At 34.2% G+C, this 17,877-nt stretch carries 14 protein-coding genes and 2 riboswitches; of the genes, 12 read left to right on the top strand and 2 right to left on the bottom strand.

All coding sequences use genetic code 11. The features are described 5' to 3' along the window. Positions 1-162 precede the first annotated feature (162 nt). The 10 genes from RH915_RS04180 to RH915_RS04225 all read left to right on the top strand — a co-directional run bounded on the left by RH915_RS04180 (position 163) and on the right by RH915_RS04225 (position 11,829). On the top strand, positions 163-849 hold the full coding sequence (locus RH915_RS04180) for a Crp/Fnr family transcriptional regulator (protein ID WP_310478094.1): 687 nt from the start codon (positions 163-165) through the stop codon (positions 847-849). Positions 850-869: 20 nt separating this feature from the next. Beyond that, entirely contained in the window at positions 870-1,703 is an 834-nt protein-coding gene (locus RH915_RS04185) for a nitroreductase family protein (protein ID WP_310478096.1), read from the top strand. A gap of 18 nt (positions 1,704-1,721) precedes the next feature. Next, on the top strand, positions 1,722-2,144 hold the full coding sequence (locus RH915_RS04190) for an acyl-CoA thioesterase (RefSeq protein WP_310478098.1): 423 nt from the start codon (positions 1,722-1,724) through the stop codon (positions 2,142-2,144). Positions 2,145-2,169: 25 nt separating this feature from the next. Continuing rightward, positions 2,170-2,874, top strand: coding sequence for an ATP-binding cassette domain-containing protein (locus tag RH915_RS04195; RefSeq protein WP_310478100.1), 705 nt, complete (start codon positions 2,170-2,172; stop codon positions 2,872-2,874). A gap of 147 nt (positions 2,875-3,021) precedes the next feature. Then, a complete protein-coding gene (locus tag RH915_RS04200; RefSeq protein WP_310478102.1) occupies positions 3,022-4,221 on the top strand; it encodes an efflux RND transporter periplasmic adaptor subunit in 1,200 nt (399 codons plus the stop codon). Between the two features lie 2 nt (positions 4,222-4,223). Beyond that, positions 4,224-7,337 carry an efflux RND transporter permease subunit gene (locus tag RH915_RS04205; protein ID WP_310478104.1) on the top strand — a complete coding sequence of 1,038 codons (3,114 nt, stop codon included), beginning with the start codon at positions 4,224-4,226 and terminating at the stop codon, positions 7,335-7,337. 18 nt (positions 7,338-7,355) lie between these two features. Further along, positions 7,356-7,934, top strand: a complete 579-nt coding sequence (locus RH915_RS04210; protein WP_310478105.1) for a TetR/AcrR family transcriptional regulator — start codon at positions 7,356-7,358, stop codon at positions 7,932-7,934. A gap of 135 nt (positions 7,935-8,069) precedes the next feature. Continuing rightward, on the top strand, positions 8,070-8,783 hold the full coding sequence (locus tag RH915_RS04215) for a YczE/YyaS/YitT family protein (protein ID WP_310478106.1): 714 nt from the start codon (positions 8,070-8,072) through the stop codon (positions 8,781-8,783). A 78-nt stretch (positions 8,784-8,861) separates the two neighbouring features. Continuing rightward, positions 8,862-9,833, top strand: coding sequence for an MBL fold metallo-hydrolase (locus RH915_RS04220; protein ID WP_310478107.1), 972 nt, complete (start codon positions 8,862-8,864; stop codon positions 9,831-9,833). 54 nt (positions 9,834-9,887) lie between these two features. Then, positions 9,888-9,991, top strand: a riboswitch (purine riboswitch). 437 nt (positions 9,992-10,428) lie between these two features. Further along, positions 10,429-11,829, top strand: coding sequence for an NAD(P)/FAD-dependent oxidoreductase (locus RH915_RS04225; RefSeq protein WP_310478108.1), 1,401 nt, complete (start codon positions 10,429-10,431; stop codon positions 11,827-11,829). A gap of 48 nt (positions 11,830-11,877) precedes the next feature. On the opposite strand, the gene RH915_RS04230 is transcribed toward RH915_RS04225, so the two are convergent. Further along, positions 11,878-13,434, bottom strand: a complete 1,557-nt coding sequence (locus RH915_RS04230) for an ABC-F family ATP-binding cassette domain-containing protein (protein ID WP_310478109.1) — start codon at positions 13,432-13,434, stop codon at positions 11,878-11,880. A 299-nt stretch (positions 13,435-13,733) separates the two neighbouring features. Here RH915_RS04230 and cspD point away from each other — a divergent pair, with 299 nt between their 5' ends. Together cspD and RH915_RS04240 are read left to right on the top strand one after the other, a co-directional pair. Then, on the top strand, positions 13,734-13,931 hold the full coding sequence (cspD, locus tag RH915_RS04235; protein WP_310478110.1) for a cold-shock protein CspD: 198 nt from the start codon (positions 13,734-13,736) through the stop codon (positions 13,929-13,931). A gap of 114 nt (positions 13,932-14,045) precedes the next feature. Further along, positions 14,046-15,524, top strand: coding sequence for a DEAD/DEAH box helicase (locus RH915_RS04240; RefSeq protein ID WP_310478111.1), 1,479 nt, complete (start codon positions 14,046-14,048; stop codon positions 15,522-15,524). Between the two features lie 187 nt (positions 15,525-15,711). Here RH915_RS04240 and RH915_RS04245 read toward each other — a convergent pair whose 3' ends face one another. Next, complete coding sequence (locus tag RH915_RS04245) at positions 15,712-17,364, bottom strand: BCCT family transporter (RefSeq protein WP_310478113.1); 1,653 nt, start codon at positions 17,362-17,364, stop codon at positions 15,712-15,714. 259 nt (positions 17,365-17,623) lie between these two features. Further along, positions 17,624-17,794, top strand: a riboswitch (Lysine riboswitch). Positions 17,795-17,877 lie beyond the last annotated feature (83 nt).

The following is a 17,877-nucleotide window of genomic DNA, read 5'->3' on the forward strand; positions in this document are numbered from 1 at the left end:
CCAAAATTAATTTATATATAAACTTAAGGGAAAGTTCTTATAAGTAGAATAACTCAAATTTAAATAAAATAAAATGACAAAAATCACATACCTTCCTTCGTTTTCAATTTCTTTTAAAATAGTATATTATATTATAAAGTATTAAAAAATAGGGGGAAGGATATGCAAGGAAAAACAATAGAAATATTAAAAAAAATTCCAGGATTTCAAGACCTGAAATCTGATGACTTAGAAAAAATAAGCAAAATTTCAACCTATAAAAATTTAAGCAAGGGTACCACAATATTTTTTGAGGGCGATCTAGGCGAAGCAGTGTACTTTCTTAAAAGTGGAAAGGTGAAAATTTATAAAACAACCCTTGACGGACGAGAACATATTTTTAATATTGTAGGTTCCGGAGATGTTTTTGCAGAAGTAACATTATTCAATAATATCCCCTATCCAGCGTCAACTGAAGTTATAGAGGATGCAGAGGTAGGCGTAATAAAGAATAGAGATCTAGAAAAGCTAATTAAAGAAAATGCAGAAATAGCCCTTGAGATTATAAAAGTTTTTAGTAAAAAACTATTTGAATCACAGCAAAAAGTAAAAGAACTGGCCCTTGGGGACACTTATGCACGAACTGCCCAAACAATATTAAAGTTATCTAAAGAAAATGGGATAAAAACATCAGAGGGTATTGAATTAAAATTAGATATTTCCAGACAGGAACTTGCAAACATGATTGGTACCGCCAGAGAAACAGTAAGTAGAGCCTTGAGTCAATTTAAAAAGGAAGGGTCCATTGACTTAAAGGGAAAAAAAATGACCATAAAAAATATGGAAAAACTACGAGATTGGCTAGATTAAGTAAAGGAAGGCGTGATAAGGTGAATGTAATTGAAACAATTAAAAATAGATCGTCTGTACGTACTTATGACGGAAAAAGCTTAGAAAAAAATTTAAGAGATGATATTATAAATTATTTAAATAATACAAAAGGACCTTTTGATGTGCCAATAAAATTTGAAATGATTGATATTGCAGCTGCAAAAAGTTCTGAACAAAAGCTTGGTACATATGGTGTAATCAAAAGGTGTCCCACTTACATTATAGCAGTAACACCTAAAGAAGACCGGTGTATGGAGGAGTTAGGATATGTTTTTGAACAAGGTATTCTCTATGCAACCTCTTTAGGGCTTGGTACCTGTTGGTTAGGTGGTACTTTTAAAAGAAGTGAATGGCAAAAAACAATTAAGTTAGACGATAATGATGTGCTTCCGATCATTAGCCCAATTGGTTATCCAGAGGGGAAAAGAAGTTTCATGGATTCCTTTATTAGATTCGCAGCCGGATCAAAAAATAGAAAACCCTTTGAGACACTATTTTTTAATAACAGTTGGGACAAGCCAATGAATGAAAGTGAAGCAGGTATTTTTAAAGAAGCGTTAAACATGGTAAGGATTGCACCTTCAGCTTCTAATAAACAACCATGGAGAATACTTGTTCAAGATAACCAATGTCATTTTTACTTGGAAAGAACAAAGGGCTATGGTAAAGCCCTTGGGTATGACATTCAAAAGATAGATATGGGTATAGCAATGTGTCACTTTGAATTAACCATGAAAGAGCAGGGATATGATGGACATTGGGTAGAGGATCAGCCTCGTTTATCTATGGAAAATGAAACAAAAGCGTACAGCATTACGTATCAATTGAGTTAACAGATTAACAGAAAAAGGGTGATTTACTTGAAGGAAATAAAAATTAACCCACGCTATAGTGAAACAGATCAGATGGGAATTATTTATCATGCCAATTATTTAGTGTGGTTTGAAGTTGCTAGAACAGAGACATTACAAAAATACGGTATTAACTATAAAGAGATGGAAGACCAGGATATTATGTTGCCTGTGATCGAAGCAAATTGTAAGTATAAATCCTCAGCAAAATATGGGGATGAAATTACAATTAAAACATCCATAGCCAATATGGGTGCATCAAGAGTGAAATTTAATTATACGGTCATGAAAGCGGATCGTATATTAGCAGAAGGCTTTACAGAGCATGCTTTTATGAGTGCAAAGAAAGGTAGAGCGATAAACTTAAAAAAGGCTAATGAATTTTTATATAATCAATTAGTTGATATTACTAAGAAACAATAGCGATTTAATGTTAGGGGGATTTATGGTGGAAATTATAATAACAAATTTAAATAAAACCTTTGAAGAGGAAAATGATAAAATTATAGATAACCTAAATTTAAAGGTAACCTCAGAGGGTATTAATTGTATCTTTGGCCCATCGGGGTCAGGAAAGACAACCCTACTAGACATATTGGCAGACATGCCCTATGACAGTGGAAGAATAGAAGGAATAGAAAATAGAAAAATTGCTTATTTATACCAAGAGGATAACTTTTTAGATCCGGAATTAACAGTAGAAGAAAACATTTTAAAGGCAATAGGGGATAGCACAAAAGCAGAAAACCAGGAATTAATTAATCAGTTAATTGACCTGGTTGAATTAAAACCATTTAGGGATTACTATCCAGTCCAGCTCAGTGGCGGAATGAAGAGACAAGCTGCTATTGCTAAAGTCCTTGCTTCCAATGGAGAGGTATATATTTTAGATGAGCCCTTTAAAGGTTTACACATGGGTTTAAAAAAGCAGGTTATGGACTATATTAGAGAAAAGGTACAAGAAACAAATAAAATGCTTATTTTTATCACCCATGATATCGAAGAAATTTTATATTTAGCAGACCATGTTCACATTGTAGAGGGGCCACCCTTAAAATCAAAAACATACATCAAAATTGACCGATCTAGTGAAACAGTAAAGGGAGAACAAGTAGAAGAGATAAAACAAATACTTAGAGAGAATAGTTACTAAAATAAATACAAAAGGTATTTATTAGTAATTGTTGATATTTTATAAAATAAAACATATAATATAAATTGACTGACCCACGGGTCAGGCTTTATTTTTGCAAGATTAGACTGACTGGTCAGTCTAGATATAAAATAGGAGGGACATACATTGAGAAGAAATATACTAATTTTAGCAGGTTTATTATTGCTAAGCATATCTTTTACAGGTTGTACGAATGTAGAAGGAGATTCATCCGCAATAGAAGAGGATTATGTACCTGTGGAAGTAAGAAGTATAAAAAAAGATAAAATAGCCAATTCCGCTGATTTTAATGGTAGAATTCTTGCTAACAAGGAAGCTCCGGTATTATCACTAACGCCGGGAATGGTTAATAAAGTAAATGTAGAAAACGGTGACTTTGTTGAAAAAGACAGTGTTTTATTTGTGCTAGATCAAACAGAAATAAGAAAAGCGATTGATCAAGCTAAATCAGGGGTTGAAGCAGCTGAAAAAGCCGTAGCACAAGCAAAAGATGCTGTAAACGAAGCAAGAGAAAATTATGAATCATCTAAGAAAGAACAGGACAATACTGAAAAAAATGAGGAAGATCATGAGGAATTAACATTAGAATCTTTAAGGGAACAGTTTCAATTTATAGAAGACTCTGCATCTGTTTTAAATAGTGAATTGGCAAAATTCCAACTACAACAAGCTGAAATGGCGCATCAACAGGCTAAGGGTTATTTAGATCAGGCTAAAGCCGGGTATGAACAGGCAAAGGCTGGTCTTGATGCCACCGTAGTTAAAGCCCCAATTAGTGGACTTGTGACAAATTTGAGTGTAATGGAAAACCAATTAGCCACCAATACCCAGCCTGCAGCAATTATTGTTGATATGGCAAGTGTATTTTTACAAGTGCAAGTTACAGAAGGAATGATTAATCAACTTACTAGGGGACAGGAAGTTTCTGTGACAATACCCTCTGCCAAGGAGGAAGTTATAGTAGGTAATATTGATGATATAAGCTATACCCCGGATATGAGAACACAACTTTATTCTGTAAAAGTAAATATATCTAACGAGGAAAATAAGATTAAGCCAGGAATGAGTGGCCGTTTAACCCTAGACCTTGATCGTAAAGAGGACGTACTAGTTATTAATCGGGGTGCAGTGTTAGATAAAGATGGTGAAGAAATTGTGTATATCGTTGAAGACAACAAAGCAGTAGAAAGAAATGTAAAGCTAGGATTAGAGTCAGATCATTATATAGAAGTAATAGATGGACTTAATAAAAATGATAAGGTCATCATCAAAGGACAGCACTATGTTGGAGATGGAGAAGTGGTTAAGGTAGTGAGGGGTGAATAGATATGAATTTATCAAAATTAGCAGTTAAAAGACCAGTTACTATTTTAATGATGGTATTAGTCGTTGTGCTACTTGGGTCTATTTCACTAAGTCGACTTCCTATGGACCTTTTACCAGAAATCGAGGTGCCAGTAGCGATTGTAAATACCTCTTACTCTGGAGCAGGACCCCACGAAATAGAAAATATGGTTACACGACCAATCGAAAGTGCTGTTGCAACAGTAGATAGTATAGAAAGTGTACATTCTATTTCATCAGAAGGAAATTCAATTATAATCGCCCAATTCGATTTTGGTACAGATATGGATTTTGCAACACTAGAAATGAGAGAAAAAGTTGATTTAGTAAAAGGGTTCCTACCTGATGGGACAACAGATCCTATGGTAATGAAAATAGATCCAAATGCCGCTCCAATTGTTGAATTATCAATAACAGGCGGTAATGATCTAGCCGCAGTACAGAACTTAAGTGAAGATATTATTAAACCAAGGCTTGAAAGAATAGAAGGGGTAGCCTCGGTTGATGTATCTGGCGGATATTCAAATGTAGTAGAGATAAATGTAAATCAACAAAGCTTAGAAGGCTACGGTTTAAATATGACACAGCTAACACAGCTTGTAGGTGCTTCAAATTTAAACCTACCTGGAGGAAATGTAACCCGAGGGGATCAATCACTGGCAATAAGAACAATGGGTGAATTTAATTCTGTAGAGGAAATTAGAGATATGCCCATAACTTTGCCAACCGGTGGCATTATTAAATTAGATGATATTGCAGATGTAAATATTACTTTAGGTGATTTAAATAGTGTATCAAGGACAAATGGGCAAGACAGTATTAATGTTGCTATTCAAAAACAATCAGGAACCAATACAGTTCAAGTAGCAAGATTAATTCATTCAGAAATTGAAGCCCTTCAAAGCGAATATACGAATATTAATATCATTACAGTTTTTGATCAATCATTTTTTATAACAGAAGCCATTGATAATGTATTTAAAAATGCAATATTTGGGGCATTATTAGCTGTTTTAATATTGTATCTATTTTTAAGAAACATAGGTACAACCTTAATTATAGGGACATCTATACCTGTATCTGTGGTTGCGACCTTTATATTGCTGTACTTTAATGGAATTACATTAAACCTAATGACCTTAGGGGGATTAGCCCTTGGTATTGGAATGTTAGTGGATAATGCAATTGTTGTTTTAGAAAATATATACCGTTTTAGAACCGAAGGCCATTCGAAAACCGAGGCAGCGGTTAAAGGTGCTTCAGAAGTTGCTATGGCAGTAACTGCATCTACATTGACAACAGTAGCTGTTTTTATCCCAATTGTATTTGTTGAAGGGATTACATCCATTATATTTAAAGAACTAGCCTTGACAGTTACATTATCATTAACAGCATCATTGATTGTATCCTTAACTTTAATACCTATGTTGTCATCCAAGATACTCAAAGATGAAAACATTGTAAACAATCAAAAAGAAAAAAGAAAAAGATTTAGTGTTATTTTTAATGCTTTTGATAAGTTTTTCAGTGCTGTAGAAAATCGATATAAAAAAGTATTAAGCTGGAGCTTAGTTTATAGAAAGAGCACAGTATTCATTGCGGTACTCGTATTTTTAAGTAGTATGGGATCCATATTTTTAATAGGAGCAGAATTCTTCCCGCCTATAGATGAAGGACAAATAAATATTGATGTAAATTTACCATTAGGCTCCCAGCAACATCAAGTGAATGAAGTCATTTTAGAAATTGAAGAAGAAATTGAATCTATTAATTATGTAGACACGGTGTTCTCCGGTATTAATGCCGGTGGCGGATTTAATATGGGTGGGAATGTTAATAATCGAGGAAGAATGACATTAACCTTAGTGCCAATGAGTGAACGTAGTAAAAGTACAGGAGAAGTAGCAGAGGAAGTAAGAGGGATGGTTAGAGATATCCCCGGTGCGGAAATTAGTGTCTATGAAGCTAGTGATATGATGATGGGCATTGGTGGAGATCCTGTGAGTATCAGCGTAAAAGGAGAAAGTCTAGAAACCTTAGAAATGATTACACAAGACTTTAGAAGTCTAATTGAAGGAGTAGATGGTACTTCAGAAGTAAGTACAAGCTTTAGTGAAGGTACACCTGAAGTACGGGTATATGTTAATAAAAATCAGGCAGCAAATTATGGTTTAACCGCCGCTCAAATAGGAAATGAAATCAGAAACGCTACATCTGGTATAACAGCTACAAGATTTAACTATGGTGGTGCGGAGATTGATGTTGTTATTAGAGGGATGGATAATGCTAGTGAAAGTTTATCTAAACTACAACAAGTAGGTATTCCTACTCCTATGGGTGGAAATGTGCCTTTAGATATTGTAAGTAATATACAAATAGAAAGAGGCCCAATTCAAATAACAAGAGAAGACCAGCAAAGAGTCGTTACAGTAAGCAGTCAGATAACAGATAGAGATCTAAGAAGTGTTACTTCAGATATAGAAAGGGAAATAGAAAAGTATGATATGCCCGATGGATATTTCTATGAATTTGGAGGACAAAATGAAGAATTAGATAAGGCAATTTCTGATTTAATGTTAGCCTTTATTTTAGCCGTTGTTTTAATTTACATGGTTTTAGCCGCCCAATTTGAATCATTGGTGCATCCATTTACTATTATACTATCTGTACCCCTTGCATTTTCCGGGGGCCTATTAGGTCTATTAGTGACAGGTAGAACACTAAATGTACCTGCCCTTATTGGTGTAATTATACTAGCCGGTATTGTTGTAAACAATGCGATTGTATTAGTAGACTATATCAATACTTTAAGAAAAGAAGGAAAAGAAAGAACCGATGCAATTATATCCGCAGGTCCGGTTAGGCTTCGACCGATATTAATGACGACATTGACAACTGCCTTAGGGTTATTTCCGTTAGCTCTTGGAATTGGTGAAGGTGCAGAGGTGCAAGCACCTATGGCAACAGTAGTAATTGGTGGATTAATACTTTCTACGCTTTTAACCCTAGTATTAATACCTGTTGTATATACGCTAATAGATGATTTGTCAATTAAAATGAGAAATCTAATAAACCGTGATACAAATATTGGGGTATAGCAATAGGAGGTGTTAAATATGTCAAAGATAAAAAGAGAAGAAGAAATTTTACAAGGTGCAATTAAAGTATTTAGCCAATATGGATTTTATAAAGCGAAAATGGAAGACATCGCAAAAGAAGCTGGCGTAGGAAAAGGAACAGTATATGAGTATTATGCTAGCAAAGAGGAACTATTTCATAAAATGGTTGACTATGTGGTGAATAATTATATAGAAGCAGCTAGTAGTACAGTAAATAATGAAAAAACATTAAAGGATAAACTGATCACATTTGCTCAACATCATGGAAGTTTTATCAAAGAGCATATGGATATGGTAGACAGTATTTTATCAAATCCCAGTGCTGTTTCTAAAGAGTTTAAAGTGTATATTGAAGAAAGTCAGGATCGGTTCTTTGAATTTTTTAATCAAATAATTGAGGGAGCAAAAGCAAATGGAGAGATACGAGAAGATATCGACACCTATTCAATGGCATTAACCATTGTAGGCGCGATTAACCAGTATTATGGGAAAAGGATTGTTTGTGATAAAGAAGATATAGACAATATAGACCCAGATTCAATCATAAGGATTATTCTCGACGGCATAGCAAGATAATTAATGAAACAAAAATAGGCTGCGCTAAAGTCTTTAACGACTTTGTCGCAGCCTATTTTATCTATTTAAATTTAACCAGGAATCATGTATAATGAAATGGTGTGCAATCTTGCACTTAGAAAGTGGGGTTTTTTCATGAAAGAAGAAATTGTAGATAAAAATAAAGTAGTTAAAGAGGTTTTGTTAAGGATCGTAAAGCTTAACATTGGCCTCTTTTTATACGCTGTCGGGATTGTAATGGCCATTGAAGCAGAATTAGGGTTAGGGCCTTGGGATGTTTTTCATCAGGGTTTAGCAAATATAATGGGCATTACAATTGGTCAAGCGAGTATAATCGTAGGTTTTGTACTAGTCGTTGCCAATAGTTTTTTCGGAGAACGACTTGGTTGGGGCACAATTACAAATATGATATTTATTGGTCTCTATATTGACTTATTAATGTTTTTAGAAGCAATACCTGTTTTTTCAAGCTTTTTACCAAGCTTAATAATGATGTTATCAGGACTATTTGTCATCGGGGTAGCTAGTTATTTCTATATTGGTGCTGGTTTTGGAACAGGGCCAAGGGATGGGCTAATGGTGGTGCTTAGAAAACGCACAAATAAATCAGTACGATTTATACGTAATAGTATAGAGGTTACTGCATCAGTCATTGGTTATCTTTTAGGCGGAACTGTTGGTCTTGGAACAGTGGTTATTGCATTTTCTATAGGTTACTTCGTACAGTTTGCCTTTAAGCTATTTAAATTTGACATTAGTGCAGTAGAGCACAGATTTATTGATCAAGATTTAGCTTATTTAAAAAAGATATTAAAAAATAAAAAAAATGATGCACACCATACACTGTAGTACTATTGAAGGAATGATCAATGAGGAAATTGCACAAATAGATGCTATTTCCTCAAATATATAAAATGGGGTGAGAAGATGTTAAAAAAACTATACGAAAATATATATTTAAACGAGATTCCACTACCGAAAAGTCCGCTAAAAGGGCTAAATAGTTACATAATTACTTCAGAGGACAGAAATTTAATTATTGATACTGGCTTTAGCCACCCAGAAGTCGAAGCTTCCTTTATGAAAGGGATAAAAGAACTAGGCCTTGACCTAAACAAAACAGACTTGTTAGTGACCCATCTACATTCAGATCATACGGGACTAGCAGCGAAGCTTCACAAAGAGGGTATGAAAGTTTATGCAGGAAGTATCGATGGCAAGCTAATTAATGAAATGACAACGAACCAATATTGGGAAAGGTTTAATGATTATAAAGTCATGTTTGATTTGGAAAAGGATAATGTCTCCTTTGATAATCATCCAGGGTATTTATATTGTCCAAAGGACCCCATTAATTTTGAATACTTAGAAGAAAATGATACCCTAAAAATAGGAAACTATACCTTTGAAATCCTTAACATACCGGGACATACACCAGGGCATATTGCACTCTATGAAAAAGAACATAAACTATTCTTTTGTGGAGATCACATTTTAGGGAAGATTACGCCGAATATAACTTTTTGGGGCTTTGATGAAGAAATTCTTTCCGTATATTTTGAGAGTCTGAAAAAAGTTTATGACTATAAAATAGACTACTTATTTACAGCCCATAGAGAGATTATAAGAGATCATAAAAAGAGAATTGATGAACTACTGGAACATCATCAAATGCGGTTGGAAGAAATCTTAAACATAATAAAGGATCATAAAACATCAGTGAGGGATACCGCAGCAAAAATGCACTGGGAGTTAAGATGTAACGGCTGGGATGAATTTCCTTCACCACAAAAGTGGTTTGCAACTGGTGAAGCAATGGCGCACCTAGAGCACTTAGTTGCCATAAAAAAAGCTACTAAAACAGTAGAAAATGAAGTTTTATACTATCAAGGGTTATAAAAATAGCTTTAAATTAAGTGAGGAAACTATGTAATTTCCTCACTTACCAAATTAAAATAAATAACAATTTTTACTTATATAAGTTAAACAATATGGGTTTAACGTTTCTACCGAACTACCGTAAAAAGTTGTAGGCTATAAGTTGTATAGTTATATTTACTCAGTTAAAAATGTAATTTTACCATATAACTATATAACTGAGGAAATTGTATAATTACATTATTAAAGATTTTCATAGAATAAATATACAAAATAGCGACGGAGTCGCTTTCGCTAGGAAACCCTAGGTTTCCTTCGACAACAGCAAAGCTGTCTGAGCACCTTCCTTAGTACGGGCAGGAGATTTCATCCCCTACAACCCCTATTTATATAGTAAGAAAACACTATTTTCTTACTATATAAATGTTACCTGAGGTCGCGCCTCATTTGTTGACTTGTCTCATTGAATTTATAGCGAAAAAATAAGTCAACAAATTCGAAGCAGGGAAGGTATATTTTTTATATTTATTCGTCTAAATTTAATTATACAGTTTCCTCAACTACAATTATTACTTTTACTTATAAACATACATTAACTATATTGGGAGTGATTCGGTTGACTTATGATGTGATTATTGTTGGAGCAGGACCTGCGGGAATATTTACAGCCTTAGAATTAGTAAAAAAAGAAACAAAGAAAAAGATATTAATTATTGAAAAAGGAAGAAGCATAGATAAAAGGCATTGTCCAAAGGAACACACGAAAAACTGTGTGTACTGTAAACCCTATTGTCACATTACTACAGGCTTTTCAGGAGCAGGTGCTTTTTCAGACGGCAAGCTTTCTTTAAGTTATGAAGTTGGGGGAGAGCTACCAGATTTAATAGGAACAACACTAGCAGAAGAATTTATAAGCTATACAGATGACATATATCTTGAATTTGGTGCAGATACAAAAATAGAAGGAATAGAAAACAGCGAAGCAATAAAAGAAATTCGCAGAAAATCAATTGAAGCAGGGTTAAAATTGGTTGACTGTCCAATTCGTCATTTAGGCACTGAAAAAGCCCAAGAGATATACTATGAAATTCAAAAATATTTATTAGATGCCGGAGTAGAAATAAGTTTTAACTATTTAGTGAAAGACTTGTTCATAGAAGATGATACAGTTAAAGGGGTACAAGCAGTTTCCTTAAAAGATCAAAAAGAAGAACAAAGAATTCTTGGAGAAAAGGTCATTGTCGCCGCAGGAAGAAAAGGAGCCGATTGGCTTAAAAATATGTGCACGAAACATCATATCGATCACAGGGCTGGAACCGTTGATATTGGTGTAAGAGTTGAAGTTAGAAATGAAGTAATGGAAAGGGTCAATAACGTCTTATACGAATCCAAACTAATTGGATACCCAGTGCCTTTTAGAGACAAAGTAAGAACTTTCTGTCAAAATCCAGGTGGGTTTGTTAGTCAAGAGAACTATGATGATGACCTAGCCATTGTTAATGGACACTCCTATAAAGATAAAAAGTCGGACAATACCAACTTAGCAATATTAAGCTCCCATAACTTTCTTGAGCCTTTTAATCAACCAATTCAGTATGGTAAAAAGGTTTCGGAATTGGTCAATATGCTAGGTAATGGCAGTATTTTAGTTCAGCGATACGGTGATATCCTTGAAGGGAAGAGAACCTGGGAAAAAGAGCTTAGTCAATCAAACGTAAGCCCTACTTTACCCGATGCCGTAGCAGGAGATCTAACATCAGCCATACCATATAGACCTATGAGCAATATTTTAAATTTTATTGAAGCCATGAATACAGTGGTACCAGGGTTTGCTAGCCGAGAGACACTACTTTATGGTCCAGAGGTTAAGTTCTATAGCAATAAGATTAATATAAATGAAGACTTTGAAACCAATATAAAAGGATTATATTGCTTAGGAGATTCAAGTGGATGGACTCGAGGACTTATGATGGCATCTGTAATGGGTGTTATGATGGGGCGAAAGTTAACTGAATAAAACCATAAAACAAAGGCTTAGAGATTGTTCTCTAAGCCTTTGTTGCTATTATACAATTTTAGTTGTCCAGTTTTCACAGTTCCAAACATCTGTCACTACATCATTGTAAAATTCAGGTTCATGACAAATTAATAATACACTACCTTTATATGCCTTCAACGCCCTTTTTAGCTCTTCCTTTGCATCAACATCTAAGTGATTAGTAGGCTCATCTAGTATGAGTATATTGGTTTCCCTATTAATTAGCTTACATAGTCTTACTTTGGCCTGCTCACCACCACTTAAAACGACAATCTTACTTTCAATATGCTTAGTGGTCAAACCACATTTAGCTAATGCTGCTCTAACCTCATATTGTGTGTAGGAAGGAAAGTCCTGCCAAACCTCATCAATACAGGTTTTGTAATTGGCTTCTTTTATTTCTTGTTCAAAATAGCCAATATGAAGGTAATCACCTAAGGCTACAGATCCGGAAATAGCAGGTATAAGCCCAAGTACACTTTTTAATAGGGTTGTTTTACCCAGTCCATTTGCACCCATTAAAGCAATCTTTTGACCCCTTTCCATTCTAAGGTTTAGAGGCTTAGACAGCGGTTCATCATATCCAATAACAAGGTCTTTTGTTTCAAAGATTAATTTACCCGAAGTTCTTGCATCTTTAAAGTTAAATTCAGGCTTAGGCTTTTCCTTTGCAAGTTCAATAACATCCATATTATCCAGTTTCTTTTGTCTAGACATAGCCATATTTCTAGTCGAAACTCGGGCTTTATTTCTAGCTACGAAATCTTTTAAATCAGAGATTTCTTGTTGCTGTTTTTTGTATGCAGCTTCTAGTTGTTGTTTCTTCGCTTCGTAAATTTGCATAAACTGATCATAGTCACCAACATAACGATTAAGTTCTTGGTTTTCCATATGATAGATTAGATTAATAACGCTATTTAAAAAGGGAATATCGTGGGATATCAAAATAAATGCATTTTCATATTCTTGTAGGTAACGTTTTAGCCACTCAATATGCTGCTCATCTAAATAGTTTGTTGGCTCATCTAATAATAAAATATCTGGCTTTTCTAGTAGAAGTTTGGCTAATAAAACCTTTGTACGCTGACCACCACTTAGATCATGAACATCTTTATCTAAACCAATATCTTCAAGGCCTAATCCCCGGGCAATTTCCTCAACTTTGGCATCAATTATATAAAAATCATTGTTCGTTAGTGTATCTTGAAGGGTCCCCAAATCTTCCATAAGCTTTTCAAGCTCATCTGGTGATGCATCTCCCATTTGATCACATATTAGATTCATTTCAGATTCCATATCAAAAAGATATTGAAAAGCAGTTTTTAAAACATCTCGTATACTACTACCTTTTTCAAGGGCAGTATGTTGGTCTAAGTAACCGACTCTAACATTTTTAGCCCAATCAATTTTTCCTTCATCCGGTTCCACTTTTCTAGTGATAATATTCATAAAGGTAGACTTGCCTTCACCGTTTGCACCAATTAGACCGATATGTTCACCTTTTAGCAGTCTAAAAGATACGTTATTAAAAATAGCACGGTCACCAAAACCATGATTAAGATTTTTAACGGTTAAAATACTCATTAATATACCCCTTCCATTTCAATAAATCAAAAATATTCATATTTTATAAAAAAATGAATATAAATAGTATAAAAGCTACATAATAAATTATATACGACATAATATCCTAATACAAAGTAATTTTTTTATTTATTTGCATTTATAAGGGTAGAGTGGTATAATAACTGTGGTGTTAAAAAGAAGTGAAATTTCTGGAAAACAATTTTTAGGCCTCTTTGGGATTATTTGGCTCGACGTTAAATTGGTTTGTCAGTTTTCAATCTTTTTTACGAAATAATTTTAAAGGAGGCCATAACAATATGGTAGGAAAAGTAAAATGGTTTAATGCAGAAAAAGGATTTGGTTTTATCGAGCGTGAAGACGGAGACGATGTATTCGTACACTTCACAGCTATCGAAGGAAGTGGATTCAAAAGCCTTCAAGAAGGTCAACAAGTTGAGTTTGACATCGTTGATGGAAACCGTGGACCACAAGCAGCTAACGTAGTTGGACAATAATAAATAACTAAAAAGATAATAATGAAGAGGTCATATCCCAGTTATTTGGAATATTGACCTTTTTTTCTGGGCATTAATATATGTGTAGAAGTAGAATAAAGGAGATGAATGAATATGGCAACATTTACAGATTTTAATTTGGATAAGAAAGTATTTCAAGCCCTTACAGACATGGGGTTTGAAGAAGCAACACCAATACAAAGTCAAACAATACCGACTGCGCTTGACGGTAAAGATGTTATTGGACAAGCACAAACTGGGACAGGAAAAACAGCTGCCTTTGGTATTCCTTTAATTGAGCAAGCTGATTTAAGCAATAAAGATGTACAAGGCCTAGTTTTAGCACCTACAAGAGAGTTAGCTGTTCAGGTTGCAGAAGAAGTAAACAAAATAGGAAATGTAAAAGGCGTACGTGCCCTACCTATTTATGGTGGACAAGATATCAATAGGCAAATTAAAGCCCTAAGAAAAAATCCTCAAATTATTGTTGCAACACCAGGACGATTTATGGACCATATGAGAAGAAAAACGGTAAAATTAAATGGTATTAAAATGGTTGTACTGGATGAAGCAGATGAAATGTTAAACATGGGATTTGTTGAGGATATAGAAACAATTTTAAGTGAAGTACCAACAGAAAGACAAACTTTACTTTTCTCAGCAACAATGCCTAATGCGATTAGAACCTTAGCGAATAAATTTATGAGTGAGCCGCACTACATCGCAGTAAAAGCTGCTGAAATTACGGTACCTAACATTGTACAAGAATATATAGAAGTACCAGAAAAACAAAAGTTTGATGTGCTTAGCAGACTATTAGATATGCAAGCCCCTGAACTTGCCATTGTTTTTGGTAGAACAAAAAGAAGAGTAGATGAACTATCAGAAGCTTTAAGTAAAAGAGGATATGGCGCTGAAGGTATTCACGGTGACCTGACACAAAATAAGCGTGATAGCGTACTAAGGAAGTTTAAAGAGGGTACAATAGAAGTGCTTGTTGCCACGGATGTAGCAGCTAGGGGACTAGATATTTCAGGTGTAACCCATGTTTATAATTTTGATATACCACAGGATCCAGAAAGCTATGTACATAGAGTAGGACGTACAGGAAGAGCAGGAAATACTGGATTAGCTACAACCTTTGTCAATCCAAGAGAAATTAGTTTCTTAAAAACAATTGAAAGAGTTGCAAAAAGAAAAATTGATCGTAAACCAATCCCTTCTTTTGCAGAAGCAATCATTGGTCAACAACGTTTAGCTGTTGAAAAATTATTAGAAGTTGTTAGAGAAAACGATCTTAAAACTTATAAAAGTACAGCAGAACAGCTACTAGAAGATACAGATTCAGTAACTTTATTATCAGCGGCCCTAAAGATGCTAACGAAGGAACCAAGTAGTACACCTGTAAAATTAACAGAAGAAGCTCCTTTAAGAACGAAGAAACATAAAGGTGGCGGCGGTAGCGGCGGAAGCAGCAGTCGATATAGAAGAAGAAATGACAACAAGAAGTTTGATAAAAACAAAAAAGGTAGAGGACCACAACAGTCATCAAATAAAGGACAATGGTCAAATAAAAAGAAAAGCAACAAATAAAAAGTAAAATTTTAAATAACAAACCGATAATTTGTAATACAGTGCTAAAAATGATTTTAAGAATTTGAGTAAGTACTATTAATTGAGTACTGCTACGCTGCTTAAATAAATGAAACTGCGGCGATGATCTACTGTATATACAAATAGTGGTTTGTTTTTTTTGCAAAAAAAAGAAAAAGTAATAAAATTACTTTTTCTTTAAAACATTCATGATAGTTCTAAAGTGGTTAATATCTCTAATTTTCTTTTGGCGCTTATGGGAACGTTTCACACTTTTTATAAGGGAAATACTCATAATCGTCAGTATAATAGCGAAGGGAAGCCCAGTACTTATAACAGCTGCCTGTAATGCGGAAAGCGCTTTTTCTCCGCCGATAACCAATAGTACTGCTGCAACCAGTCCTTCCATACAAGCCCAAAACACTCTTTGAGGCACTGGGGAATCAAGTTTTCCTCCAGATGTTATATTGTCTACAACTAAAGATCCTGAATCACTAGATGTGATAAAGAAGGATATAACAAGTAAGGTTCCCAATAAGGATAGTATAACTCTAAGTAATCCTGCTAATAATGGGATATTCAATAGACTAATCATTTCAAAGAGTGCAACTGGCAGATTGTTATCCACCACATTAAACAATTGACCGTCACTAATAGTGTTAATATGAATTGCAGTTCCACCAAATACGGTAAGCCACATAAATGACAGTAAAGATGGCACAATTAGTACAGCTAAAACAAATTCTCGAATTGTTCTTCCCTTTGATATTCTAGCAATAAACATTCCAACAAATGGTGACCATGATATCCACCATGCTAGATAAAATACCGACCAACTACCTTGCCATGTCTTCTCATTGATAGCAATAAAGAAGGATGATTGAATAAAGCCATTCAAATAGGTCCCTAAAGAATTAGAAAATAACCTTAAAATATAAGCTGATGGTCCAATTAAAAAAACAGCCAACATAAACACAAAAGCTATTTTGATATTCAACTCGGATAAAAATTTTACACCTTTATCTAGTCCAGAAACAACTGATATGACAGCTAGCCCAGTAATAATTGCAATAAGAACAACCTGAATAGGTACACTTATAGTAATACCAATTAAGTAATTAAGCCCACTATTAATTTGCTGGACACCCAAGCCTAAAGAAGTGGCTAAACCAAACAAACAAGATAGTACAGCTAAAGTATCTATTATATCCCCTATGATACCAAATACCTTGTCCCCTAATAAGGGATAGAAAACTGATCTTAATGACAGAGGGAGTTTTCTATTATAGGCGAAAAAAGCCAAAGCTAGGGATATTAATGCATATATACCCCATGGGTGAAGTCCCCAGTGAAAAAAGGTTGTTGCCATAGCCCCATGGACTGAATCCACATTATCATAGATAGGTGGGAGAAACTGACTATGATAAAGCGGTTCTCCAACAGCCCAAAACATTAGACCGATTCCCATTCCAGCGGATATAAGCATAGAATACCAAGCGAAATTTGAAAATTCAGCTTCTGAATCTACCCCACCGATTCGAACGTTACCAAGCTTTGAAAAAGCAAAGTAAAGGCAAACTATTATAAAGAAGTTACTAGATAAAATAAAAACCCAATCAAAATTCGTAATGATTGCATTTTTAGTACGTTCAAATAATAAGTTAGCATACTCTAAATTTAATAGAGCAAATAAAGAAAACACTAGTATAAAAGCCCCTGATGCAATAGAAACGACAGGGTTTAAATCCATACCAAATCCTCTAAAGTTACGATTATATAAGTTTTCTTCTAATTTTTTTTGCAGCTCTTCCTGTTCTTTCTGATAATCACGATCTTTCAAAGTATCACCTCACGTTGTAATTCTTTGCACATTTAAAGTATGTGCAATAAACTTATTTTTACTCTTTCGAAAGAATAGATAATTTTAAAAACATTCTTTAAAAAGTAATGTTAACAATTTTTATATACCTAAATTTTTCTACTTTAAACAAAAAAAGCAAAATTATTATTATACATGAGATGATGAAATTTGTCGAATTATGTATTGACATATTTTTAGCACAGTGATACTATTTTTAAGTAAAATTAAAATAACTTGAATTCATAGTAGAGGTGCAGCATTTAAGAGTAACTAGGTGGAGTAAAGCAGCGATGATACTTAGTAAAAGGAAATGTTGCCGAAATGTATAGCTGAAGCTTTAGGTTATATGTTGGTCTTACATAGAAGATATGTACGACTGTCACAATTATTGTGGAGCGCTATCGGTGAATTAGTAGTATAAAAATTATAAAAAGATATAATTTTTATGCACTAATCTCTAAGCCGTAGCTTAGGGATATTTTATTTTTTGAC

This window comes from Serpentinicella sp. ANB-PHB4 (assembly GCF_031432315.1).
Lineage (GTDB): Bacteria > Bacillota > Clostridia > Peptostreptococcales > Natronincolaceae > Serpentinicella.

Coding starts and splice junctions, on each gene's coding strand:
- RH915_RS04180 (WP_310478094.1), top strand. CDS start 163: ATGCAAGGAAAAACAATAGAAATATTAAAAAAAATTCCAGGATTTCAA.
- RH915_RS04205 (WP_310478104.1), top strand. CDS start 4,224: ATGAATTTATCAAAATTAGCAGTTAAAAGACCAGTTACTATTTTAATG.
- RH915_RS04210 (WP_310478105.1), top strand. CDS start 7,356: ATGTCAAAGATAAAAAGAGAAGAAGAAATTTTACAAGGTGCAATTAAA.
- RH915_RS04215 (WP_310478106.1), top strand. CDS start 8,070: ATGAAAGAAGAAATTGTAGATAAAAATAAAGTAGTTAAAGAGGTTTTG.
- RH915_RS04220 (WP_310478107.1), top strand. CDS start 8,862: ATGTTAAAAAAACTATACGAAAATATATATTTAAACGAGATTCCACTA.
- RH915_RS04230 (WP_310478109.1), bottom strand. CDS start 13,434: ATGAGTATTTTAACCGTTAAAAATCTTAATCATGGTTTTGGTGACCGT.
- cspD (WP_310478110.1), top strand. CDS start 13,734: ATGGTAGGAAAAGTAAAATGGTTTAATGCAGAAAAAGGATTTGGTTTT.
- RH915_RS04240 (WP_310478111.1), top strand. CDS start 14,046: ATGGCAACATTTACAGATTTTAATTTGGATAAGAAAGTATTTCAAGCC.